Genomic DNA, 20,684 nt, shown 5'->3' on the forward strand with positions numbered 1-20,684 from the left:
CGGCGGGACGATGCGGAGGGTCGATAACGGGGGCGTGACGATCAGCTGACAATCCGCTGATGGATTGGCGATGTTGCGGATCGGTGCGTCACTGAGAGATTGTTGCAGCTGGCGACCCAAAAAGGCCCGCCGCATCGTCTGCGGCGGGCCGCTTTTCACGGCAATGATGTCAGCCGTTGACGCTCGGTCGATCAGCGATCGTCGCCGGAGTGTTCGTCGTGGTTGTGGTGGTGCCATCCGCCGTCATGATCGTGATCGCCATCGTCGTCGAAGGCGAACAGGTTCATCAGGTCACCGATCGCCGGACGGTTCTTCGGCACATAGCGGTGGTCATCCCGGTCATGGATCGGGTTGGGCAGCCGGTCGCGGCTGACGGCGGAGATCGTGGGCAGCCGCCAGTTGCGCTCGATGAATTTCAGCAGCGACACATGATCGTAATAGGTGTGGTCGACATGGCCCTTCTTGGCCAGCGGCGAGACCAGGATGAAGGGGATCCGGGTGCCGTCGCCGAGGAAGTCGACCGGCTGGACATAGCCGGAGTCGTAGTAGCCGCCGCCTTCGTCGGTCGTGATGAAGATCGCAGTCTTGGCCCAGAGCTGAGGATTGGCCTTGACCCGATTGATCAGCGCCTCGAGGAATTTCTCGTAGAGATCCGTGGTCGAATCGGCGGGATGACCGGCGAGCGCCTCGAACGGACGCACGAACGACACCGCCGGCAGCGTGTTGTTCTGCACGTCCTTCACGAAGGCGCCGTAGTTCTGCAGCTTGGCTTCCTCCGCCGGGGTCTTCATGATCTTGTTGAAGCCCGTGAGCGGGTCGCAGATGCCGCAATAGGAGTGGAACAGCAGCGGCACGCCGTCGACGCTGCTGGCGAAGGTGGTGGTGTCGTCACCGCGGTCGGCGCTGTAGTACTTCCAAGAAACGCCTTTCGCCGTCATCACGTCGGCGATGGTCGGCGCGCTCTGCGGCGGCAGCACGAACTTGTCCGAGCCGAGCGCGTTCGGCTTGGCGCTGGTCTGGTTCCAGAACATGCTATAGTTGTTGACGAGGTAATAGTGGTTCGGCGCGCAGTTGTTGCTGGTGACGCCGTTCTTGAACAGCTGCTCGTTGACGGCGGCAACGCCGGGCGCGCTTGGGTCGGAGCAGTTGACGTAGGATCCGCCGCTGTATCCGTCCTGCTTGTAGTAGTTGTTGGTGCCGGGGACGGGATCGGGATTCTCGATCTGGTTGGCGTAGGGCACGGCGGGGGTGCCGTTCAGCGTCTCGGGATTGGTGAAGAACGCAGCGTGGCCGGTGACGAGGGCCTGGAAGTTGGCTCCGGTGCCGCCCATGATCGCTTGGTGATAGTTGTCGCTGATCGCGTACTCGTCGGCGAGCTGCTTGAAGAACGGCGCGTCACCCGGCTGGGCCTTGCCGGAGGCGTCGGTGAACGGGTTCATGTTGTAGAACCCCATCGAGATGGCGCCTTCCATCGGGTTGAACCCGCCGGACGGATAAGGCTGCCCGTTCGACCCGGTGCCGATGGTCTGTTCGACCCATACAAACTTGTCGTGCTTGCCGCCGTCGATGTCCTGCCACATCTGGAAGAAGCGGTGTACCGGATCTCCAGTATAAGCGGCGTATGAGACGTATTTCGATATCTGATACGGCCCATTGGGAAGATTGGCCGGGAAGCGGGTGTCGAGGACGTTCTGCGGCAGGCCGATTCCATAGGTGGTGTAGGGTTGCGGCAGCGTCGCATAGGCGCCCGTGGACGCGGTCTCGGCAGTATAGCGAACCTCGTCGCGGCCGATCCGCTGCTCTGCCTTCTTGAAGTGCCGGCCCGGCGTGCCGTCTTCGTTGACGATTCCCTTGCTGAGCAGATTGTCGATCGTCTGCCCCGGCTTCGGCTTGTACGTGCCGAATAGATTGTCGAACGTGTGGTTTTCGCCGACGATGATGATGACGTGCTCGATCGGTGTGCTCGTCGCCGCTCCGGCGAAGGCTGGCGCGACGCTGGTCGCGGTAAAGACGGCGCTGGTCGCAAGGGCGAGCGCCTTGGACCGGGTGACTGTTCTGGTCATGACATCTCCAGACGGAGTGGGGTAGCGGCGCGCACGTGCTGATGTAGGCTCGCCTGCGGCAATTTATCGCGGCAACAAATTGCAACGTGGTGTCGGTCTTGCTTCGGTTTTGTGAAATGCGCCGAGCAGCGCGAATGCAGGAGACAAATGCGCCCCACCGCGCCAGCCATCGCGTGCCGCGCCGTCTTCACTCCATTGCTGCAGGGAGCCCGCCTTCGCCGAGCCATGAACCGGCAATGCCGGTCAGAGCTGGCCCGGGACCCAGTCCAGCGCGAGGGCTTGGCCCTGGGCGATCTGGCTGGCCGACATCTTCGAGGCCACGGCGTTGCGAAGCCGCAGGAAGTAGCTGCGCTGTGTCGACTTGGCGTGCCCGGCGGCGAGGTTGAGCCACTTGTAGGCGAGCACGACGTCCTGTGGAACGCCATGTCCCTTGTCATACATCAGGCCAAGCATCGCTTGGCCGAATGGATTGCCGGCGGCGGCGGCCTGGCAATAGAGATCGCTGGCGACCTCATAGGCCTGCGGGGTCCCGAAGCCGTTCTCATACATGAAGCCGAGCATGGCCTGCGCGCGCGGATCACCGCGCAGCGCCGGCGGCGTCAGCACGCGTATGGCGTGGACGAAGTCGCCGCGCGCATAGGCACTGCGTGCGGCACTAACCGAATCGGCGTGCGCGGGCGATGTGATTGCGCCGAGCAGCAGGCCGGCTGCGGTGCAGACGACGGCGAGGCACCGCATCGTCGGCCGGGTCATTTGGCGGGGATCAGCGGGTGGTGCGGACACGCAAATCATCCGTGATGCTGGCTCCAACCGATCCGCGGAGCTTGGAGCGGAGTTCTTCGGCCACCTGATGGGCATCGCTGCCGTCGCGAATGATCTGCGGCCGGATGAAGATGATCAGCTCTGTGCGCGTGCCCTTCTTGTCCTGATGCGAGAACGCGTCGCCAAGCACCGGGATCTCGTCGAAACCCGGAATGCCGTTGCGATTGCCGTTCTGCTGTTCGCTGATCAGGCCGGCCAGCAGCACGGTCTGGCCGTTGGCGACGGAGATCGCGCTCTTAACCTTGCGCTGCGACACCGTCGGCGTCAGGCTCGCTGCCGTCTGCGCGGCGACGTTGCTGATCTCCTGCTCAATCTCGAGCCGGACGTTGCCGTTGGCGGCGATCCGCGGCACGACGCGCAGGATGATGCCGGTGTTGCGATAGTCGATGGTGTTGACCACCGTGTTGCTCGACGACAGCACGGTGGCGCTGCCAGTCGAGACCGGCACGACGTCGCCGACCTGCAAGGTGGCGCTTTGGTTGTTGATCACGACCAGCGAGGGATTCGAGAGCACCTTCACGCTCGTCACGGTGTGAAGCGCATCGAGGATCATGTTGGGCGACGCTTCATTGCCGATCAGGAAGTTGAATCCGGGCAAAGCGCGGTTGATCAGCGCCGTCGTCGCGGCTGAGGCCGTGGCCGTCGCGACCGAAGTCGCTTGCGTGTTGCTGATGGAGCCCCGATCGGTGCCGAGCCCGAGGAATTTGCTCGAAAGATATGATTGCACGCCGTAGGAGAGTTCGTTGGTGAGCGTCACCTCGGCGATGGTCGCGTCGATGCCGACCTGCAACACCGGCTGATCGAGCTGCTGCAGCGTGCCGGAGATGATGCGGTAGCTCTCGCGGTCGGCGTAGATCAGCAGCGAGTTGTTCACCGTGTCCGGCGTGATGCGCACGTTCGGCATCAGGGACTGCCCGCCATTGCCGCCAGCGCGAGGTTCCAGTCCGGTCGAAGTCGGCGTGCTGCTGGATGATGACGTGCTCGACGCCTGCATGCCGGACAGGCCGCCTGCGCCCTGGGTCCGGCTCGACGGATTGGCACTGGCGCTCGAGGATCCCGTCGCATTGGTGTTGAAGGACAGCCGGTCGGCAACGGAGGTCGTGGTGCCGTCGGAGCCCGGCGCGGCCTGGCCGTCGGCGCTGTCGGTGGAGGACGAGCCGGCGCCGCCGAACATGTCGGTGAGCACCTTGGCGAGCTGGCGCGCGTCGCCGTAGCGGACCCGGTAGACGTGGACGCTGGTGCGCCCGGAGTCGGCCTGATCGAGCCGGCGGATCCAGGTCGCCGCGCTCTGCAGCAGCGCCGGCTTGCGCGTCACGACCATGATCGCGTTCAGGCGATTGACGACCTGCAGCTTGACGAGATTCTGGCTCAATCCGTTCTCACCAGAGTCCATGATCTTTTCCAGCTCCGCCATCAACGGCTCTGGCGCCGAATTGCTGACCGGGAAGATGCCGACGGACTGGCCGCGCATCCAGTCGACGTCGAAGCTCATCACGGTTTCGATCGCGGAGCGTCGCTCGGCTCCTGTACCCTGGATCAGAAGCAGGTTCCGGGTGGTGTCAGCGCGCACGCTGCCGGCGCGGGTCGCGAAGCTGTCCATCAGCTTGAGGATCGTCTGCGCACCGACATATTGCAGCGGCACGACGGAGACGCCGTAGCCGGGCTCGGCGCGGTCGGCTTCGCCGTCGACGCGTCCGGCTCCGATGGCGTCGCCGAGCGGGGTCAGCTTGTAGCCACCGCCTTCGCGGACCAGCACGACGCCGGACAGGCGCAGCGCGCTCTCCAGCACGAACAGGATGTCTGATTTCGGCACCGGCCGCGCCGACACCAGGCTGACGCTGCCCTGCACGCGGGGATCGATCGCGTAGCCCGCGCCGAGGATGTCGCCGATCACGACCTTCGCGACCACTGCGATCGGCGTGTTCTCGAAATTGAGATCATAGCCCTTGCCGTCCGCCGCCGGCAGCGGTCTGACCTCGGCGACCTCCTGAACCGTGGTCCCTTGATAGGTCCGCGCGCTCGCGCGCTCGACCTCGGGGCGTCCCTGGATCGATGCGACCGGTGCATTGTCGCGCGGCAGGATGTCGAGCGAGCGCACCTTGTCGATGACATCGACATCGGCAGGCGCGCTGGCCTGGGAATTGAGCGTTGCCATGTTGCAGGAGGCGAGCAGCACCGCGATCGCCAGCAACGAGGCATGTCTGACAACCGCAGCGGACTGGCTTCGATTGCCGATACCAAACATGGACTTACCGATCTACTCGTGTTGACCGGCCGAAACGGGGCAGCGCCTCGGTTTGACCGCGCAGCCTGCATAACGGTCCAATATGACACTTATGTATAATTGGCGGCTGCCGTCCGACCTTTGCGCCGCGTGTGTGTCGGAAATGTCGGCGCCTCCGGCATTCGTACGGCCGTCATGTTCGCGATCAATAACGTGGGTCACCAGTAGCGGCGTGCCGAGACGATGGGCCGGCACGGGCGCCACCCGGATCACGCCATGAGCGGTACACTGTCGACCCAATTCCATGCCTATCTTCGCGAGCGCCATCCCCAGGCGGCGGGCGAAGGCGGAGCTGCGGCCGAAACGCAGATCGCGCTCTGGGACAGGTTCGGCCTGACCGCCGACGTTTTCGCGGAGGAGGTCGCCGGCTTCACCGGATTGGAGCGCGTCGCACTGCGCGAACTGCTGGCGGCACTGCCCGCGGTGAGCGAGTTCTCCGACCGCTTCCTCCGCGAGGTGCTCGGCTATCCCTACAAGGATTCTGACGGCGCCGCCGTGTTCGCGATGGCCGATCCGACCGATCAGGCCGTGCGCCGGGCCGCGGAGCTGGTGCTCGGCCCGCAGACTCTCTTCAAGGTCGCCTCGCATGAGGATATCGCCGTTGTCCTGGACCAGCGGTTAGAGGATTCCGGCGAGCCCGACATCTCGCCGGCGCAGGAGCTGCGCGACGACGACATCGAGAGTCTCCGCGATCTCGCCAGCGGCGCGCCGGTCGTCCGCGCGGTGAACGATCTGATCGAGAAGGCCGTGGAGATGCGCGCCAGCGACATCCACATCGAGCCGTTCTCGACCGGGCTCGTGGTCAGGCTGCGCGTCGACGGCCTGTTGCGTCCGATCGCGGCGCCCGCGGGCGTGTTGCCGCAGGCGGTGATCTCGCGCATCAAGATCGTCGCCGGCCTGAACATCGCCGAGCGGCGGCTGCCGCAGGACGGCGCCGCGCGCATCCGCGCCGGCCGCGCCGAGATCGACGTTCGCGTTGCGATCATGCCGACCCAGCACGGCGAATCGGCGGTGCTGCGCATCCTGCCGAAGGATCGCTCGCAGCTCGTCGCGAGCCGTCTCGGTCTCGCCACTCGCGACGACGCCGCACTCCGGCGCCTGATCACGCTGCCCCACGGCATGATCGTGATCACGGGGCCGACCGGCAGCGGCAAGACCACGACTCTGGCGACGATCCTGTCGCTGCTCAACACGCCGGAGCGCAAGATCCTCACCGTCGAGGATCCGGTGGAGTACGAGATTCCCGGCATCAACCAGTCGCAGATCAAGCCGGCGATCGGGCTGACTTTCGCGAGCGCGCTGCGTTCCTTCGTGCGTCAGGACCCCGACGTCATCATGGTCGGCGAGATCAGAGACAGCGAGACGGCGCATGTCGCGGTCCATGCCGCGCTGACCGGCCATCTCGTGTTGACCACGCTGCATACCGAAACCGCGGCCGCGGCGGTGCCGCGCCTGCTCGATCTTGGTGTCGAAGGCTTCTTGTTGCGCTCGACCTTGCGCGCGGTGATCGCGCAGCGGCTGGTGCGTCAGCTCTGCGATCATTGCAAGGCGCCGGAGGCGCTCGATGAAGAGACATGCCGCCAGGATCCTCGTCTTGGTCATCTCGGCCTCGTCCCCGGCGACATCACCTGGCACCCGAGGGGATGCGAGCGATGCGGCCAGAGCGGCTATCGCGGCCGGGTCGGCGTGTTCGAGCTGCTCGAGCTGACCACCGGCCTGCGCGAGCTGATCGCGGACAGTGCCGACGGCCTCGCGATCGATCGGCTGGCGATCCGGGAAGGCATGACGACGATGCTCGACGACGGCGTCTCCAAGTGCCGCGCCGGCGTCACCTCGGCCTCCGAGCTGCTTCGTGTCCTCGTGGCGCGGTGAGGTGGATCGTGCCGAGCTACCGCTATCGCGCTCTGACGCAGTCCGGTGAAATCGTCGTCGGATCTCTCGTCGCGCCGTCGCGCAGCGAGGTCGAACGGCGCATCTCGTATCTGCAACTTCTGCCGATCGAAACCGTGGAGGAGAAAAAGGAGCGGACCGGCGCTGCGTCCGGGCTCTCGTTCGGCGCTCCGTCCGCGACTGAAGTGACCACGTTCACGCGCGACCTGGCCCTGCTTCTCAAGGCCGGCGCGCGGCTCGACGACGCGCTCGATCTGTTGTCCGGCGATTCCGATATCGGCCGCCTCCGTCCCGTGGTGGCGCGGCTGCGTGCGGCGATCATGGCCGGTGAAAGCTTCGCCGATGCCGCGGCCGCCCAGCCGCAGTTGTTCTCGCCGATGTATGTCGCGCTGATGCGCGTCGGCGAATCGTCGGGAACACTCGATCACGTGCTGACCGCGCTGGCCGGCGAACGCGAGCGGTCGGAGGCGACGCGCCGCAAATTGACCGACGCGATGCAATATCCTGCCTTCGTGTTCCTCGCGGCGATCGGCGTGATGCTGTTCTTTCTCGTGGCCGTGCTGCCGAATTTCTCGGCCGTGTTGCGTGACTTCGGTGGCCGTACCGATACGGCGCTCGGCTTCTTCATGACGCTGTCGGATCTGCTGCGCGCCAATGCAGCCGCGATCTCACTCGGCTGTGCGGCGCTGCTCGCGGCAGGCTGGTGGCTGTTGCGTCAGCCCGCGGTTCGCGCCGGCCTGGCCAGCGTCGTGGCCGTCATGCCCGGCATCGGCAGCCTGCTGCTGTTCTATCGGACCAGCCTGTTCTGCCGCAATCTCGGCCTGCTGCTCGGCTGCGGCGTCAATCTGAGCGCGGCCCTTCGCATTCTCGTCGATGTGATGGCCGTGACGTCGTCGCGTGCGCCTTGGTCGGCAGCCGCGGATCGCGTCCGTCACGGCGGCAAGCTGTCCCAGGCATTGTCGGCCGACAACATGCTGCCGCCGATGGCGCTGCGCATGCTGCGGCTCGGCGAGGAGACCGGCCAGTTGCCGACGCTGTCGACACGGATCGCTGAGTTCTACGAAGCCAAGCTGCAGCGCGGCCTGGATCGCGTCGTCGGCATCGTCGGCCCCGCCGCCATTCTGCTCATCAGCGTGGTTGTCGGCGGCCTGATCGTCTCGATCATGACGGCTTTGCTTTCTGTGACGCAACTGGTCGGCTGATGGCTACCAAGGAGAATGACATGAGATCGGACACGCAGAGCAAGCCGGCCAAGAGTGCCGACCGTGAACACGAGCGCGGCTTCACGCTGGTCGAGATGCTGGTCGTGATCACGATCATCGGGCTGATCATGGGTCTCATCGGCCCGCGCGTGTTGAACTATCTAAGCGAGTCCAAGACCAAGGCGGCGCGGATCCAGTTGCAGAGCTTCTCGGCGGCGCTCGACCTGTTCTATCTCGATGCCGGCCGCTACCCCTCGACCTCGGAAGGCCTCGCGGCGCTGGCGCAACGGCCGGCCGGGTTGAGCGCCTGGAACGGTCCCTATCTCAAGGGCGGGGCAGTGCCGAAGGATCCGTGGAATACGGCCTATGTCTACCGCGCACCGGGCGATCACGGCCCGTACGACATCCTGTCCTACGGTGCCGATGGCCAGGAAGGCGGCAGCGGGACGGCGGCGGACATCGTGCTGGGAACGCCGACGCAGACGAGCGCGCGCAGTGAATGACGGCGGCCAGCGCGGCTTTACGCTGCTCGAGATGGTCTGCGTGCTCGCGATCGTCGCGCTGCTGGCGTCCGTCGCGCTGCCTTATCTGCCGCGGCAGACGTCGCGGCCGCGGCTGCAGGCCTACGCGTTGCAGGCGGCGACACTGCTGAAGTCGGACCGTGCCTCATCGATGCGGACCGGCGCGCGCGTCGACACGGAGATCGACACGTCGCGCCGCTTGATCCGCTCCGGCAGCAGCGCGGCTGCGCTGAAGCTGCCCGACGACGTCGCATTCCTGGCGACGTTGCCGCGCAGTTGCCAGCATCGGCCGGTGCTGGCGACCATCACCTTCTTTCCTGACGGGCTGTCCTGCGGCGGCGCCATCACCTTGTCGCGCGCCGATCTGAGCCTGGAGATCAGGGTGAACTGGCTGACGGGGAGGATCGACATTGTCTCGCGCGTGCTCGCCAATGGTTGAGATCGACCGCCGGAGTGAAGCCGGATTTTCGCTGATCGAGGTGCTCGTCGCGCTTGCCATCGTGAGCGTGTCGATCATCGCCATCGGCGCCGTGGTGTCGCGCAACGCGGCCATCGTTCGCAAGCTCGAACAGCATGTCACTCTGGTCACCGACATGAGGCTGGCGTTGGCAACGATGCTGGCCGATCGCGGCCGGCTGCAGCCGGGCAGCATCGATCAGCGCTCCGGCTCCGGGTCGGTGGTGCTGCAGGTCAGGCCGCTCGGCGGCGATTGGAATGAGCCGGCGGGACAGACCGGCTGGATCCCGGAGGCGGTGACCTTGCGCGTCAAGACCGGCTCGGGCGCGGTCGCCGATGTGCAGACGGTTCGCCTGGCGCGAGGAGCGCGATGATGACCGCCCGATCCGATCGATCCCGAGAGCAGGGCTTCGCACTGATCGAGGCACTCGGCGCGCTCGCGATCGCCGGCATCGTGTTGTCGGCGCTTGCCGCGGTGACGTCGCAATGGCTGCCGGCGTGGAAGCGCGGATTGGATCGCGTCCAGCGCGCCGAGATGGTGGCCGCTGCGCTGCGGCGGGTCGGCGATGATCTCGCTGCCGTGCAGTTCGTCTCGGCCAATCGCGAGCAGAAGGGACCGTTGTTCGTGGGCGACGAGGTCTCGGCGATGTTCGTGCGCGCCGAACTCGGCCCCAATGCCGGACATGGTCTCGACATCGTGCGCATCGGCGAGGAAGGGAGCAGGGGCGAACGCGCTCTGCGGCGATCGCGTGCCATGTTCGAGCCCGTGCCGGTCGGCCAGCCCGTGACCGAGCATTTCCGGTTCCGCGATCCCGTGGTGCTGCTGTCGGCGCCGTTCCGGATGTCGTTCGCCTATGCCGACGGGACGATGGCGTGGACGTCGGAGTGGCGCGATGCGACCAAGCTACCATCCGCCGTGCGCATGACGGTTTATGACGACAGCCGTGGCGGTGCCGCCGTTCTCGTCAGCGCAGTCCGTATTCACGTCGATGCGCCGGGCGGCGGCTTTGCGGATCCCGGAGCGGCAGGCACCGCGAATCCGTCGGCGGGTGCGGGCGAGCCGCCGCAGCTGAACAAGAGCGAGCCGATCGACTAATGCTGGTTCGCTCCTTTACCAGAGGTTCTGCCCAGAGGCGCGGCGCGCAGGATGGCTTCATCCTGATCGCGGCGCTGTGGATGCTTGCGGCGTTGGCGGCCCTGGTCGTTGTCGTCTCGCAGCAACTCGGCAGCTCGGCGCGGCTGCTGCGGCTCGAGGACGAGGCGGTCGAGGCCGATGCGCTGGTCTCGGCGGCCATCGAACTGTCGGCGTATCGTCTGCTGCTGTCCAAGGACGAGGAGCGGCCGAGGCAGGGCGGTTTCCGCCTGGCGCTTGCAGGCAACGACATTGCGGTCTCGTTCGTCAACGAAGCGGCGCGGATCGATCTCAACACCGCCTCCAAGGACATGCTCGAAAATCTCTTCGTCACGTTGGGCGTCGACCGGGATGCTGCCAAGGATCATGCCGAGCGGGTTGTCGCGTGGCGCTCGAAGCCGTCCGATGCAGCCAAGGCGCAGGCGGAGGAGGCGCGCTATGCGGCGGCCGGTCTCAAGCGGGTGCCGCGCCTGGCGCCATTCGCGCATGTCGGCGAGCTGTCGCTCGTCCTCGGCCTTCCCGCATCGCTGGTTGATCGGGTGCTTCCGCTGGTCACCGTCTTCAACGGTTCTCCGGGAATCGATCCGACGATCGCGGCGCCGGAGGTCGTTGCCGCATTGCCGGGAATGACGCCGCTGATCCTGAAGGATTTCCTCAACGCACGGGCGTCGTTGTCACAGGATGCCGATACGCTCGCCAAGATGTTGGGGCCTGCTGCGAAGGACGCCGCCAAGGGCAAAAGCAAGGCTTATCGGCTGCGCATCGTCGTCGGTCCGGCGGGCGGGCTTCGTCACACTGCGACGGCGGTGATCGTTCCCGGCGAAGGCGAGGAGCCCTATCGGCTGCTGGCGCGCCAGGACGAGGGACCGCAGCCGAGGGGAGCGATTCAGGCGCGGAGGATGCCATGAAGCTGACCGAAGCGATCGAGCGCGGACTGACGGTGTGGACGGAAAGCGTCGCTACAGCGATCGAGGCCGTCGCCGATCGGCAGCTCAGACGCCCGCGAGTCGTGATCCGCTACGATCAGCCAGAAGCGATCGTCATGACGGTACAGACGCCGCCGAAGGCGAGACCGATGCTGGCGGCGGCACGGCTGAATCCGGCTTTGGGAGCGGCGCAGGTCGGGCTCTCGCCGGAGTGGCTGCGAACCTTGCGCGGTGCTGTGCTGGACATCCATCTGGCCACCGAGAACGTTCTGATCCGGCCTCTCGACTTTCCCAAGCAGGCGGAGCCTTTTCTGGACGGCATGATCCGGACCCAGATCGGCAGGTTGACGCCGTGGAATCTCGGACAGGTCCTCTACGGCTACAGCGCCCCGCGCGCAGCCAGTGATCGGATCGCGTTGACGCTCGCGGCAACGCCGCGCGCTCTGGTCCAGCCCTTGCTCGCCTTTGCCGATCAGGTCGGCATTGCCAAGCTCGTCATCACCGCCGACGTCGGCCCAACCGATGGCGGTCCGATCCAGATCTTCAAGACGTCGCTGCGTTCGTCGCTTGCCGGCGGCCGTGATCTCGGGCGCGTGCTCAAGCTCAGCTGGCTGTCGGTCGCTGCGACCACGGCGGTGCTGCTGATCGCGACGACGCTGATCGGTGGATATCTCGATGGCGAGATCGAGGACGCACAGGCGCAGGTCACGCGGCTGCGTGCGGCGCTGCGGCCCGCGATGGGCGCCACCGCCGCCGACGGGCTGCTCGCCAAGCGCAAGCAGACCAGCCCCGCCAGCGTGATCGTGCTCGACACGTTGTCGAAGATCCTCCCCGACGGGACGTATGTCGTCGAGATGCATGTCGAGAACGATCGGCTGCAGATATCCGGCCTGACCCAGGATGCACCCGCGCTGATCCGGCTGATCGAGCAGTCGCCGCAGTTCAGCCGCGCCACCTTCTACGCGCCGACGACGCGCACCGCCGGCGAAGCGGGCGAGCGCTTCCACATCGAGGCGCGCATCAACGCCTATTTCGGAGAGCGGGCATGAACTGGTCGACATCGCTGCGCCGCATGTTCGTGAACTCACCGGCCGTTTCTGCGATCCTCTATGCGGCGACCATTGTCGCACTGCTCTGGCTTGGTGCCGCCGGGGTCGTCGATCTCGTCGCCAGGCGCGACCAGCTCAATGACACCAACGCGCAACTGGCGCAGTTTTCCGGACGCAAACGGCCAGCCGGCAATTCCGCCGCAGGCAGCGCGACGGCTCCGGGTGGATCGGTGTTCGTGGAGGGACGAACGGTCACCATCGCGGGCGCGGCGCTGGTCCAGCGCCTCACGGAGGCGATCAGCAAGGTCGGCGGCAGCGTGCTGTCGACCCAGGTCGAGCTGCCGGCGGCACGCGCCAACACCAACCTGATCAGCGTGGTGGCAAGCTGCGAGCTCGAACAGCCGGCGTTGCAGCAGCTGCTCTATGATCTCGAGGCCGGATTGCCGTTTCTCTTCGTCGATCAACTGCATGTGCAGCAGCCGCTGGCCGCCGCAGCCGGCGGCGTGGGACGATTGACCGTGCTGGTCACCGTGTCGGGTCAATGGCAAGGAAAATCGTGATGCGATCGTTCGTAGGCTCGGGCCTCGTCACCTTTGCCACCGTGTGCGTGCTTGCAGCTTCGCTCAGCCGTGCCTGGAGCGAGACGGCGGATGGTCTCGAGCCGGCCACGCCCGTCCAGGCCGCGCCCGCGCCCGGCGCCTCCGAACCGCCGGCCGCCATGTCAGAAGCTCCCAGCGCAGAAGCTCCGGGGGGCAGGAGTGCCAACCCGCTGTGGGATGTTCCGATCAGTACCCTTTCGGCGACACGTGATCGTCCGATCTTCTCGGCGTCGCGGCGGCCGCCGCCGGTTGCCGCACCCGTCACGGTGATGCGGGCGCCGCCGCCTGCGCCGCCGAGGGAGCCGGAACGGCCAAACCTGCAGCTCGTCGGCACGGTGATCGGCGACGAGGAGAGCTTCGGCATCTTCGTCGATGCGTCGTCGCAGGAATCGTTACGCTTGCGGGTCGGAGCTTCCCATGAGGGATGGGTGCTGCAGTCGCTACGGCCGCGCGAGGCCTCGCTGCTGAAGGCGCCGGAGACCATCACCTTGCAGATGCCTCAGCTCGGCACGATGGCGAGCGGCGATGTGCAGGCGGCACCGATGACCCCGCCCGTGCCGCCGGGCGGACGCGAGCGGATGGCGCGGCGGGCGCGCTGAAGTCACCAACTCACGGCATTCAGAAGGTCGCGAGCAGTTCGCCCCCGGTGGCCTGCAGAGCGAGGACGGCCAGCAGGCCGAGGACGAGGAACGGGCCGAACGGCAGCGCCGTCTGGCCCGTCAGCCGTCGTCCCATGACGAAGAGAGCGAGCGCCGCAGCGAGTGCCGTCGTCGTGGCGATGAGCAGCAGGATCGGCAGATTTGGCAGGCCGGCCCAAAGCGTTGCAGCCATCAGAAACTTGACGTCGCCGAGGCCCAGTCCCTGGCGGCCGCGGGCCATTGCGTAGAGCAGCCGCAGCAGCAGCAGCGCCAAGCCGATCGCGAGGGCTGCGGCGCAATTCCACAGCGCCTCGGGCAGGTCGACGAGCGTCGCCAGTCTTGCGAAGCCGCTGGCGGCGACCAGCGCATTCATCCAGTCGGGCAGCAGCCCGCTGCGCAGATCCGTCCAGATCAGGCCGGCGCAGGTCAGGAGCAGCACGGCAATGGCTGCGATATTGATGGCGTCGGTCACGCGAGGCGGGGATTGGCGGTGTCGGATCGCCCGAGCATAGGCCTGCTCAGGACGCGAGCGATAGTCCCGCCATCATCAGGCCGATCGCGGCGACCCAGCCACCGACCGCGCGCACGGCGATTCCGCGCCAGCTCGATACCGGCTCGGTTTCAGGACGCCGGAAGGTGAGCGCGAGCGCCATCACGAGGGTGATGGCGACATAGCCTGCACTGGCGAGCCCGGCGGCGTACAGGAGACGGTCGGTCTGCGGCACGAGCTCGCCGGCATTCGCCGCGCCGCGCATCAGCCCGAGCATGAATGCGATCGCGCTCAGCAATGTCACGGGAATGCGCAAGGCCGCGGCCAGCAGCAGCCCGAGAATGAGAATGGTCGCGGCGTCGACGAGCGGGGAAGCCGGGGCGAGCCCCGACCCGGCGGCGAGCGCCAGCCCCGCGCACAGGCCGAGCGGAAACACCACGACCAGCCAGCGTCCGCTCGCCGCACCGAGCGAGCCGGCCAGCAATCCCAGCGCGGCCCAGACCACGACGTCTTGCAGGGTGAGCAGCGGATGCAGGGCGCCGGCGTAGAAGTCACCGAGCCGGGCCGATACGATATGCGCATCGGCGAGCTGCGCTTGCGCCAGCAGCAGCACGGATGCGAGCAGGGCGGTCCGGTGGTACGTCCTCATGCCGCGACTCCGAGGCTCGCGATCAGGAAGTAGCCGCCGAGCGCGGCGATGGATGCGCCGACGCCCTGGATGATACGCTCGCCGCCGGGCCAGCGCGCGAGCGCGCCGATGGTGATGCCGCAGGCGTGGAGAAGACCGGTCGCGACCACGAAGCCGCAGCCATAGGCCAGGGGATTCGCCGCCGTCGGGAGCTCGATGCCGTGCGCGTGGCCATGAAAGATGGCGAAGATCGCAACAATGATAGCCGCAATCGCGAACGGGACACGGACGCGCAGGGCGACAGCGAGGCCAAGGACCAGCGCTGACAGCGCGATGATGAGCTCCGGGACGGGCAGACCGATCTTGAGGATTCCCACGACGGCTCCGAACGCCATCACCAACGGGAAGACGACCGGCAGGATCCAGATCGCCGCGCCGCCGAGCTGCGCGCCCCAGATGCCGACTGCGACCATTGCGACCAGATGATCCAGCCCGGTCAAGGGATGCAGCAGACCACTGGCGAGGCCGCCGCCGACGCCGGTCTGCTCATGGGCAAAGCCAGGATTCGCAGTCAGCAGCGAGAGCAAAGCCGCACCCAACACGGCGTGCAGGAGTTTGCGCGCGATCATGTTCGTCCCATTCATCATCATGCGGCCGCCAGAACCCGCACCAGGCGGCCCAGGAACCAGAACATCGAGACCGAGCCGATCGCATAGGCCGGCAGCTCGGCGCCCCAGCGCGGCAGCGCCGCGCCGAGCCGGCGATGCGCCCAGATCAGTGCCAGCACCAGCAGCACGAACAGGATCTGCCCGACTTCGACGCCGACATTGAAGAAGAGCAGCGCCGCGGGCAGGATTCGCCGCTCCAGGCCGAGGCCCGCGAGCGCGCTGGCGAAGCCGATGCCGTGGACGAGACCGAAGCTGAAGGCGACGGCCCAGGGGTAGCGGGCGGTCAGCCCGATCTCGCCGCGCTGCTGCTTGATGATCTCGACGCCGACGAACACGATGCTGAGCGCGATGCAGGCGTTGAGCGGGCCTTCGGGAACGCCGATCAAGCCGAACGCCGTTGCAGCCAGCGAGGCGCTGTGGCCGATCGTGAAGGCCGTGATCGTCTTGAGCAGGCGCCAGCCGCCCTGGACGATCCAGATCAGCCCGAGCACGAACAGCAGGTGATCGGCGCCGAGCAGGATGTGGTCGATGCCGAGGTTGACGTAGGTCTTGGCAAGCTCGAGCCAGGTCTCGAGCGTCGGCGCATCGGTGCCCAGCACCGTCACGACCGGATTGGCCGCTGAGATCGTGTAGCTGCGCGTCTCTCCAGCGAGCGACGTCACGCGGATGATGGCAGCCGACATGTCCTCGCCGAGATTGCCGATCGTCATCTGTCCGACGAGGCCCTTGTCGCCGCAATTGAGTTCCGGCAGGCGCAGGTAGCAATGCGGCGGCATCTTGAGCTCGATGCGGTTGACGCCATCCTTCGGCAAGGTCGTCCATCGCCCGATATACGCGCCGGGCCGCATCTCGCGAAATTCGAGCACGGCGATCGTCGCCTGATGCGCAGCCGCCGGCCGCCCAGGCAGCAGCGCTGCGAACGCGAGCACGATGGCGATCAGGGCGCGCGCGCCGGTCACGGCTCGTACCTGATCGTGTAGTTGGCCTTGAGCCGGCTCACCGCCTCCCAGGCCCGTTTCCGTGTCTCTTCAGTGTGCCAGATCTTGGCTGCCTCGGCGCGGATGTCCTCGAGTTTCGCAGGCGCGCCCGGCGTCCGGGCGTCGAGACGAACCACGTGCCACCCGTCTTTCGACTGCAGCAGGATCCATTCCTGGAGGGGCGCCTTGAGCAGGCCTTCGCTGAAGCCGTCGCCGAAGCCGGCGGCCAGGCTCGGCACCGGCCGGTCGAGAACCGCGCGCGTCTGATCGCGCAGCTCCTCCGACTCGCGCTGCTCGCGAATGTCGTCCAGATAGCGCCGCGCCGTCGGTTCGTCGCTGGGTGGCGTCATGAAGAAGCTGACACGCTCGGGCTCGTCGAACCGCGCATGATTGTCGGCGAACCAGGCGCGCAACTGCTCGTCGCTTGGCTGCGGCACGCGCACCTGATCGAAGATCAGATATTGCAGCTTGAACGCGACACGGTCGCGGATCATCTCGTCGCCGCGGTCGACGCCGAGCGTCTTGCCTTCCCGATAGAGGATTTCGCTGGCGACCCAGGCCTCGACCATCTTCTGCAGCTCGGCCTCGCTCGGGGTGCGCTGCTTGTCCTCGTCGAACGTGTCGATGAAGGACTGGCGCAGCGCCTTGGTCACGGTGATGACCTTCTCGTCCTTCGCTGGCGGATGGATGATGGCGTCGGCCGCGAAGATCAGTCCGCCCAGAACAAGGAAATGCAGGAGCGGCTCCCTGCCGAGCCCACGCAGGGCGGTCACGAATGATATTCGCGCTGGGGAAGAGCTGTTGCCATCTTGCTGATTGGAGCGTGCAGAGGCGCTCTCAAAGGTCTGCGCCGCATTCGACATGGCAGGGGCTGACATACGTTCTTTACAACTCGGGCTGCGCTCGTTGCGCGGCGCGTATATGCAACGGCACAGTTGCCGTTGTCACCGGGCAAACGTCAGTGTCACAAAAATTTCGCAACGATTGCGGATCGCGATGGCCGTGGAGATGGCACCAGCAAAAATAAATCCTTCAACAAACTGTCTCCGAGTTTTGGTTTGGTCGCGCCGCGAATGACGACGGCGCATCGGTCGCGTTGTCATCTCGGTTTGGAGATCGATCGAATTCTTTAGGGGCGACGATAATGGTTCCATCTACCAAGAAAATCCTGCTGACAGCGGCCTCGGTCTCGCTGGCTCTGTCACAAAGCGCCGACGCCGGGGAGCGTTGGGGGGAAACGAGCAAGAACAATCCGTATGTCGCGGGCGACATGCACAACCACAACACCTGCACCGACGGCTCGGTCGCAGCCGGCTATGCGATCGACCGCTCGGTCGGCAAGGGCACCGCGGCTGCTGGCGGCAATAATTTCGATCTCGACTGGTTCACGCTGGGCAACCACGGCGGTTCGGGTAACCGCGATTGCCGCTTCAGCGATGCGAGCGCCAACATCCCGGGCGACAACACCACGACGTATTGGAGCCAGACGCTCGGCAAGACCATCGACGGCATCACGATCACCAGCCTGAAGGGCACGCCGAACGGCACCGACACCAACGCCAAGATGTGGCGCTGGCAGTCGATCAAGGAAGTCGAGTACCCGACCATCGTCAATCGCACCGCGACCTACAACAAGGTGCTGGTCGAAGGCCTCGAGTGGATCCTGCCCGGTCACGAGCATGGCGACGTCGCCGTGATCGCCGGCCAGAACCCGCGCGGCTACGGCAATGCCGACAAGATGGCCGAGTTCGAATATCGTTTCGACCGCGGGGACACTGACGCGATCGGTCCGGTCGATGCCAGCAACAACCCGGTCTGGGCCGGCAAGGACAATGTCAACAATTCCGGCACGGCCGGTCACCAGAAGGCCGTTGCCGGCATCGCCTGGCTGCAGGCGAACCATCCGCTGCAATCCTACGCGGTGCCGACCCATACCGAGCGGCAGGGACCGTTCAACCCGAACGGCTCGGCCGGCTACAACATCGAGCACTTCCGTGACTTCAACAATGCCGGCCCGACGGTCGCGTTCGGTATCGAAGCCCCGGGTCACATGGCCGAGGGCGGCGTGAACGGCGGCTCGGGCTCCTATGGCTCGGGCGCGGTCGGCGGCGGCACCTACGGCATGCAGGGCGTCTACACCGCCAAGGTTGGCGGGCTATGGGACGGTCTGCTCGGCGAAGGCCGCAACTTCTTCCTGTTCCAGAGTTCGGACTGGCACAGCCGCGGCGTCTATGGCGCGCGCGATCCGGGTACGACGGCGGACTTCATCCCCGGCGAGTACACCAGGCTGTACGTGCCGAACGAGCGGCGCTTCTCCCAGCAGTCCATCATCGACGGCATGCGCTCGGGCAACTCCTATTCGGTCAACGCCGACATCATCGACTCCGACATGGAGTTTCGTGCGAAGGGTGAATGGGACTACGACTGGAAGACGATGGGCGAGACGCTGGTCGTGCGTCCCGGCGAGAAGGTCACGCTCGAGATGGAGATGACCGTTCCGGCGTCCAACAACAGCCCGTACAGCTTCAACAATCCGCTGCTGCTGCCGGTCGGCATCAAGCAGCCGTTGAACAAGCCCTCGCTCGACCACGTCGATCTGATCACCGGTGACATCACCGGCCCGATCGCGCCGGGCGCCCCGGGCTATGCCGTGGCCAATGCGAGCGGCGTCGCCGGTGCGGCCATCGTCTACAACCCCTCGGCCAAGATCGCGAAGCAGATCCAGGCGACCAAGATGCAGAGCCGCAAGCTGCGCGACGGTTCGGTCCGGCTCAGCTTCAGGACCACCTTCATCGCGGGCAAGACTCCCTTCTACATCCGCGCCCGCGGCACCAACATCCCGCCGGCCACGCCGAACGTGTCCGACAGCGCCGGCAATCCGCTGCTCGATGCCAACAACGCCACCGTCAGCTGCACGGATCCGGCATGTCCGTCGCACCTCGGCACGGTCGGCGGCGTGAAGAAGGTGACCAACGACGTGCAGGCCTGGTCGAACGTCTGGTTCTATGCGAACCCGATCTTCGTCCGTCCGTACGGTGCGCCCGAACTGCTGGTCGAGAAGAACAAGGAGCTGGCACGCAAGCTGGCTCACGATCATCACCACTGGCACGACTGGGATCATTGGGGCCATTGGGGCCACTGGGGTCGCTGGGCCTTCAACCGCGACTGATTGATCGGCATCGATCCGGCGGGACGATAGAGTCCCGCCGGATCCAGCTTCCTCGGAGCGCCGGTTTGCGAACCGGCGCTTCGTCTTTGCAACCTGCTTTGCCCTGGGGTTCCTCGACGTGATGCCTCGCTTGTCCGCTGTGATTCTCGCCATCCTGGCTCTCACGACCGTTGTCGCATCGGCGCATGACGAGGAACCGACGCAGGAGGCATGCGATGCCGCGGTGGCCGAGGCACGCGCACAGGCGGCGACCTTGCCGGCGGACGACGTGTCGCGCTATTTCGCCGAGCGGGACATTCAGCAGGCGCTGGTCGAGGCCGGCAATGGCGAGTTCGATGACTGCGTCGAGAAGGCCGAGCGGGCCGTGCTGGAAGTACGCGACCGGCCCCACAGCCTGAAGCCCGGCGAGCGGCTCAATATTCTTCGTGCCGACGAAATGCCGACGCGCTGACGGGCGGCACCGCGTCTCGCCTCTCGTCATCCGGCTGTCATGCAAGTCGGCAATTTGTCGGTCCTGTTGCGGCGCATGCAAGGCCTTGAGACATGGACCAGATCGAAGCTCTTTTTCCGATACCGTTGTTGCGTTCGCCCGGGCTGTTGAGCGTCGAGCTCAAGGACGCGGCGGTGGCTGCCATCCGCAATTCGAAGATCGAGAACAATCTGCGATCCGGACAGCTGTTCCACACCGAGGTCGCCGATCCCCGCGCCAACAATCTGTTTCAGACCATCGCCGAGCTCGCGGTGCCCAAGCTGGTCGATTTCGGCGAGCTGCTGTTCGGCGAGAAGCTGCGCTGGACGGTCAAGGAGATGTGGACGAACATGCTGGAGACCGGCGGCAACCAGACCCTGCACGCCCACGCCAACAGCTTCATCTCCGGCATCTTCTATCTGACGCCGTCGCATCCTGGTAGCCGCACCGTGTTCGTGCGGCCGCCGGGCGGCAGCGACTTCTCGTTCCGCCACCATACCCGCAGTGCCGCCGTCGGCCCGTTCAATGCCGGCAAATATGTGCTGCCCGAGGCGGAGCCCGGCGATCTCGTGCTGTTCCCGAGCTATCTCTACCATGAGGTGCCGCGCAATCAGGGCGACCAGCGCATCACCATCGCCTTCAACGCGATTCCTGATCATCTGGATTGCTGGGGCTACCGCGTCAGCTTCGCGTCCTGACGC

At 66.0% G+C, this 20,684-nt stretch carries 21 protein-coding genes; 13 read left to right on the top strand and 8 right to left on the bottom strand.

What is annotated here, in order from left to right; translation table 11 throughout:
• Nucleotides 1–191: 191 nt before the first annotated feature.
• The 3 genes from ACQR1X_RS14405 to gspD all read right to left on the bottom strand — a co-directional run bounded on the left by ACQR1X_RS14405 (nucleotide 192) and on the right by gspD (nucleotide 5,130).
• Nucleotides 192–2,063: an alkaline phosphatase family protein gene (locus ACQR1X_RS14405; RefSeq protein WP_434899071.1), complete on the bottom strand. Its 1,872-nt coding sequence runs from the start codon at nucleotides 2,061–2,063 to the stop codon at nucleotides 192–194.
• A gap of 243 nt (nucleotides 2,064–2,306) precedes the next feature.
• Nucleotides 2,307–2,855: a tetratricopeptide repeat protein gene (locus ACQR1X_RS14410; protein WP_434899072.1), complete on the bottom strand. Its 549-nt coding sequence runs from the start codon at nucleotides 2,853–2,855 to the stop codon at nucleotides 2,307–2,309.
• Entirely contained in the window at nucleotides 2,827–5,130 is a 2,304-nt protein-coding gene (gene gspD / locus ACQR1X_RS14415; protein WP_434899073.1) for a type II secretion system secretin GspD, read from the bottom strand. Before gspD ends, ACQR1X_RS14410 begins: the two co-directional genes overlap by 29 nt.
• 255 nt (nucleotides 5,131–5,385) lie before the next feature.
• On the opposite strand from gspD, the gene ACQR1X_RS14420 reads away from it, so the two are divergent.
• The 10 genes from ACQR1X_RS14420 to ACQR1X_RS14465 are packed head-to-tail and all read left to right on the top strand — an operon-like array spanning nucleotide 5,386 to nucleotide 13,543.
• Entirely contained in the window at nucleotides 5,386–7,041 is a 1,656-nt protein-coding gene (locus ACQR1X_RS14420) for a GspE/PulE family protein (RefSeq protein WP_434899074.1), read from the top strand.
• Between the two features lie 8 nt (nucleotides 7,042–7,049).
• Nucleotides 7,050–8,261, top strand: coding sequence for a type II secretion system F family protein (locus ACQR1X_RS14425; RefSeq protein ID WP_316180601.1), 1,212 nt, complete (start codon nucleotides 7,050–7,052; stop codon nucleotides 8,259–8,261).
• 20 nt (nucleotides 8,262–8,281) lie between these two features.
• A complete protein-coding gene (gspG, locus tag ACQR1X_RS14430) occupies nucleotides 8,282–8,764 on the top strand; it encodes a type II secretion system major pseudopilin GspG (RefSeq protein WP_315802979.1) in 483 nt (160 codons plus the stop codon).
• Entirely contained in the window at nucleotides 8,757–9,221 is a 465-nt protein-coding gene (locus ACQR1X_RS14435) for a prepilin-type N-terminal cleavage/methylation domain-containing protein (protein WP_315802980.1), read from the top strand. The genes gspG and ACQR1X_RS14435 overlap by 8 nt, the downstream gene beginning before the upstream one ends.
• A complete protein-coding gene (locus ACQR1X_RS14440; RefSeq protein WP_316180603.1) occupies nucleotides 9,214–9,612 on the top strand; it encodes a PulJ/GspJ family protein in 399 nt (132 codons plus the stop codon). Before ACQR1X_RS14435 ends, ACQR1X_RS14440 begins: the two co-directional genes overlap by 8 nt.
• A complete protein-coding gene (locus ACQR1X_RS14445; RefSeq protein WP_316180605.1) occupies nucleotides 9,612–10,334 on the top strand; it encodes a PulJ/GspJ family protein in 723 nt (240 codons plus the stop codon). Before ACQR1X_RS14440 ends, ACQR1X_RS14445 begins: the two co-directional genes overlap by 1 nt.
• Nucleotides 10,334–11,278, top strand: a complete 945-nt coding sequence (locus tag ACQR1X_RS14450; RefSeq protein ID WP_434899075.1) for a general secretion pathway protein GspK — start codon at nucleotides 10,334–10,336, stop codon at nucleotides 11,276–11,278. The genes ACQR1X_RS14445 and ACQR1X_RS14450 overlap by 1 nt, the downstream gene beginning before the upstream one ends.
• Complete coding sequence (locus ACQR1X_RS14455) at nucleotides 11,275–12,345, top strand: PilN domain-containing protein (RefSeq protein WP_434899076.1); 1,071 nt, start codon at nucleotides 11,275–11,277, stop codon at nucleotides 12,343–12,345. The genes ACQR1X_RS14450 and ACQR1X_RS14455 overlap by 4 nt, the downstream gene beginning before the upstream one ends.
• On the top strand, nucleotides 12,342–12,905 hold the full coding sequence (gspM, locus tag ACQR1X_RS14460; RefSeq protein ID WP_315802985.1) for a type II secretion system protein GspM: 564 nt from the start codon (nucleotides 12,342–12,344) through the stop codon (nucleotides 12,903–12,905). The genes ACQR1X_RS14455 and gspM overlap by 4 nt, the downstream gene beginning before the upstream one ends.
• A complete protein-coding gene (locus ACQR1X_RS14465) occupies nucleotides 12,905–13,543 on the top strand; it encodes a hypothetical protein (RefSeq protein ID WP_434899077.1) in 639 nt (212 codons plus the stop codon). The genes gspM and ACQR1X_RS14465 overlap by 1 nt, the downstream gene beginning before the upstream one ends.
• Nucleotides 13,544–13,562: 19 nt before the next feature.
• Here the strand turns inward: ACQR1X_RS14465 and ACQR1X_RS14470 are convergent, their stop codons facing one another.
• The 5 genes from ACQR1X_RS14470 to ACQR1X_RS14490 are packed head-to-tail and all read right to left on the bottom strand — an operon-like array spanning nucleotide 13,563 to nucleotide 17,208.
• The gene (locus tag ACQR1X_RS14470; protein ID WP_434899078.1) at nucleotides 13,563–14,054 is read right to left on the bottom strand and encodes a prepilin peptidase; all 492 of its coding nucleotides are present in this window, start codon (nucleotides 14,052–14,054) and stop codon (nucleotides 13,563–13,565) included.
• Between the two features lie 46 nt (nucleotides 14,055–14,100).
• Complete coding sequence (locus ACQR1X_RS14475) at nucleotides 14,101–14,721, bottom strand: HupE/UreJ family protein (protein ID WP_316180613.1); 621 nt, start codon at nucleotides 14,719–14,721, stop codon at nucleotides 14,101–14,103.
• Nucleotides 14,718–15,329, bottom strand: coding sequence for a HupE/UreJ family protein (locus ACQR1X_RS14480; RefSeq protein ID WP_434873034.1), 612 nt, complete (start codon nucleotides 15,327–15,329; stop codon nucleotides 14,718–14,720). The genes ACQR1X_RS14475 and ACQR1X_RS14480 overlap by 4 nt, the downstream gene beginning before the upstream one ends.
• Nucleotides 15,330–15,346: 17 nt before the next feature.
• Nucleotides 15,347–16,327 carry a HupE/UreJ family protein gene (locus ACQR1X_RS14485; protein ID WP_434895533.1) on the bottom strand — a complete coding sequence of 327 codons (981 nt, stop codon included), beginning with the start codon at nucleotides 16,325–16,327 and terminating at the stop codon, nucleotides 15,347–15,349.
• Nucleotides 16,324–17,208 (bottom strand): peptidylprolyl isomerase, encoded by an 885-nt coding sequence (locus ACQR1X_RS14490; protein ID WP_315803165.1) that lies wholly within the window; start codon nucleotides 17,206–17,208, stop codon nucleotides 16,324–16,326. The genes ACQR1X_RS14485 and ACQR1X_RS14490 overlap by 4 nt, the downstream gene beginning before the upstream one ends.
• Before the next feature lie 281 nt (nucleotides 17,209–17,489).
• On the opposite strand from ACQR1X_RS14490, the gene ACQR1X_RS14495 reads away from it, so the two are divergent.
• The 3 genes from ACQR1X_RS14495 to ACQR1X_RS14505 all read left to right on the top strand — a co-directional run bounded on the left by ACQR1X_RS14495 (nucleotide 17,490) and on the right by ACQR1X_RS14505 (nucleotide 20,681).
• Nucleotides 17,490–19,514 (top strand): hypothetical protein, encoded by a 2,025-nt coding sequence (locus ACQR1X_RS14495; protein ID WP_316180617.1) that lies wholly within the window; start codon nucleotides 17,490–17,492, stop codon nucleotides 19,512–19,514.
• Nucleotides 19,515–19,635: 121 nt separating this feature from the next.
• On the top strand, nucleotides 19,636–19,965 hold the full coding sequence (locus tag ACQR1X_RS14500; protein ID WP_315802992.1) for a hypothetical protein: 330 nt from the start codon (nucleotides 19,636–19,638) through the stop codon (nucleotides 19,963–19,965).
• Between the two features lie 92 nt (nucleotides 19,966–20,057).
• Nucleotides 20,058–20,681, top strand: a complete 624-nt coding sequence (locus tag ACQR1X_RS14505) for a 2OG-Fe(II) oxygenase family protein (protein ID WP_315802993.1) — start codon at nucleotides 20,058–20,060, stop codon at nucleotides 20,679–20,681.
• The last annotated feature ends 3 nt before the right edge of the window (nucleotides 20,682–20,684 follow it).

It is taken from the genome of Bradyrhizobium sp. HKCCYLRH3073 (assembly GCF_051167995.1).
In the GTDB taxonomy this organism is placed as follows: domain Bacteria; phylum Pseudomonadota; class Alphaproteobacteria; order Rhizobiales; family Xanthobacteraceae; genus Bradyrhizobium.

Excerpts from the sequence above, each read along its gene's own strand:
- ACQR1X_RS14405 (WP_434899071.1), bottom strand. The coding sequence starts at position 2,063 with ATGACCAGAACAGTCACCCGGTCCAAGGCGCTCGCCCTTGCGACCAGC.
- ACQR1X_RS14410 (WP_434899072.1), bottom strand. The coding sequence starts at position 2,855 with ATGATTTGCGTGTCCGCACCACCCGCTGATCCCCGCCAAATGACCCGG.
- gspD (WP_434899073.1), bottom strand. The coding sequence starts at position 5,130 with ATGTTTGGTATCGGCAATCGAAGCCAGTCCGCTGCGGTTGTCAGACAT.
- ACQR1X_RS14420 (WP_434899074.1), top strand. The coding sequence starts at position 5,386 with ATGAGCGGTACACTGTCGACCCAATTCCATGCCTATCTTCGCGAGCGC.
- gspG (WP_315802979.1), top strand. The coding sequence starts at position 8,282 with ATGAGATCGGACACGCAGAGCAAGCCGGCCAAGAGTGCCGACCGTGAA.
- ACQR1X_RS14440 (WP_316180603.1), top strand. The coding sequence starts at position 9,214 with ATGGTTGAGATCGACCGCCGGAGTGAAGCCGGATTTTCGCTGATCGAG.
- ACQR1X_RS14445 (WP_316180605.1), top strand. The coding sequence starts at position 9,612 with ATGACCGCCCGATCCGATCGATCCCGAGAGCAGGGCTTCGCACTGATC.
- ACQR1X_RS14450 (WP_434899075.1), top strand. The coding sequence starts at position 10,334 with ATGCTGGTTCGCTCCTTTACCAGAGGTTCTGCCCAGAGGCGCGGCGCG.
- ACQR1X_RS14455 (WP_434899076.1), top strand. The coding sequence starts at position 11,275 with ATGAAGCTGACCGAAGCGATCGAGCGCGGACTGACGGTGTGGACGGAA.
- gspM (WP_315802985.1), top strand. The coding sequence starts at position 12,342 with ATGAACTGGTCGACATCGCTGCGCCGCATGTTCGTGAACTCACCGGCC.
- ACQR1X_RS14465 (WP_434899077.1), top strand. The coding sequence starts at position 12,905 with ATGCGATCGTTCGTAGGCTCGGGCCTCGTCACCTTTGCCACCGTGTGC.
- ACQR1X_RS14475 (WP_316180613.1), bottom strand. The coding sequence starts at position 14,721 with ATGAGGACGTACCACCGGACCGCCCTGCTCGCATCCGTGCTGCTGCTG.
- ACQR1X_RS14480 (WP_434873034.1), bottom strand. The coding sequence starts at position 15,329 with ATGATCGCGCGCAAACTCCTGCACGCCGTGTTGGGTGCGGCTTTGCTC.
- ACQR1X_RS14490 (WP_315803165.1), bottom strand. The coding sequence starts at position 17,208 with ATGTCGAATGCGGCGCAGACCTTTGAGAGCGCCTCTGCACGCTCCAAT.
- ACQR1X_RS14495 (WP_316180617.1), top strand. The coding sequence starts at position 17,490 with ATGGTTCCATCTACCAAGAAAATCCTGCTGACAGCGGCCTCGGTCTCG.
- ACQR1X_RS14500 (WP_315802992.1), top strand. The coding sequence starts at position 19,636 with ATGCCTCGCTTGTCCGCTGTGATTCTCGCCATCCTGGCTCTCACGACC.
- ACQR1X_RS14505 (WP_315802993.1), top strand. The coding sequence starts at position 20,058 with ATGGACCAGATCGAAGCTCTTTTTCCGATACCGTTGTTGCGTTCGCCC.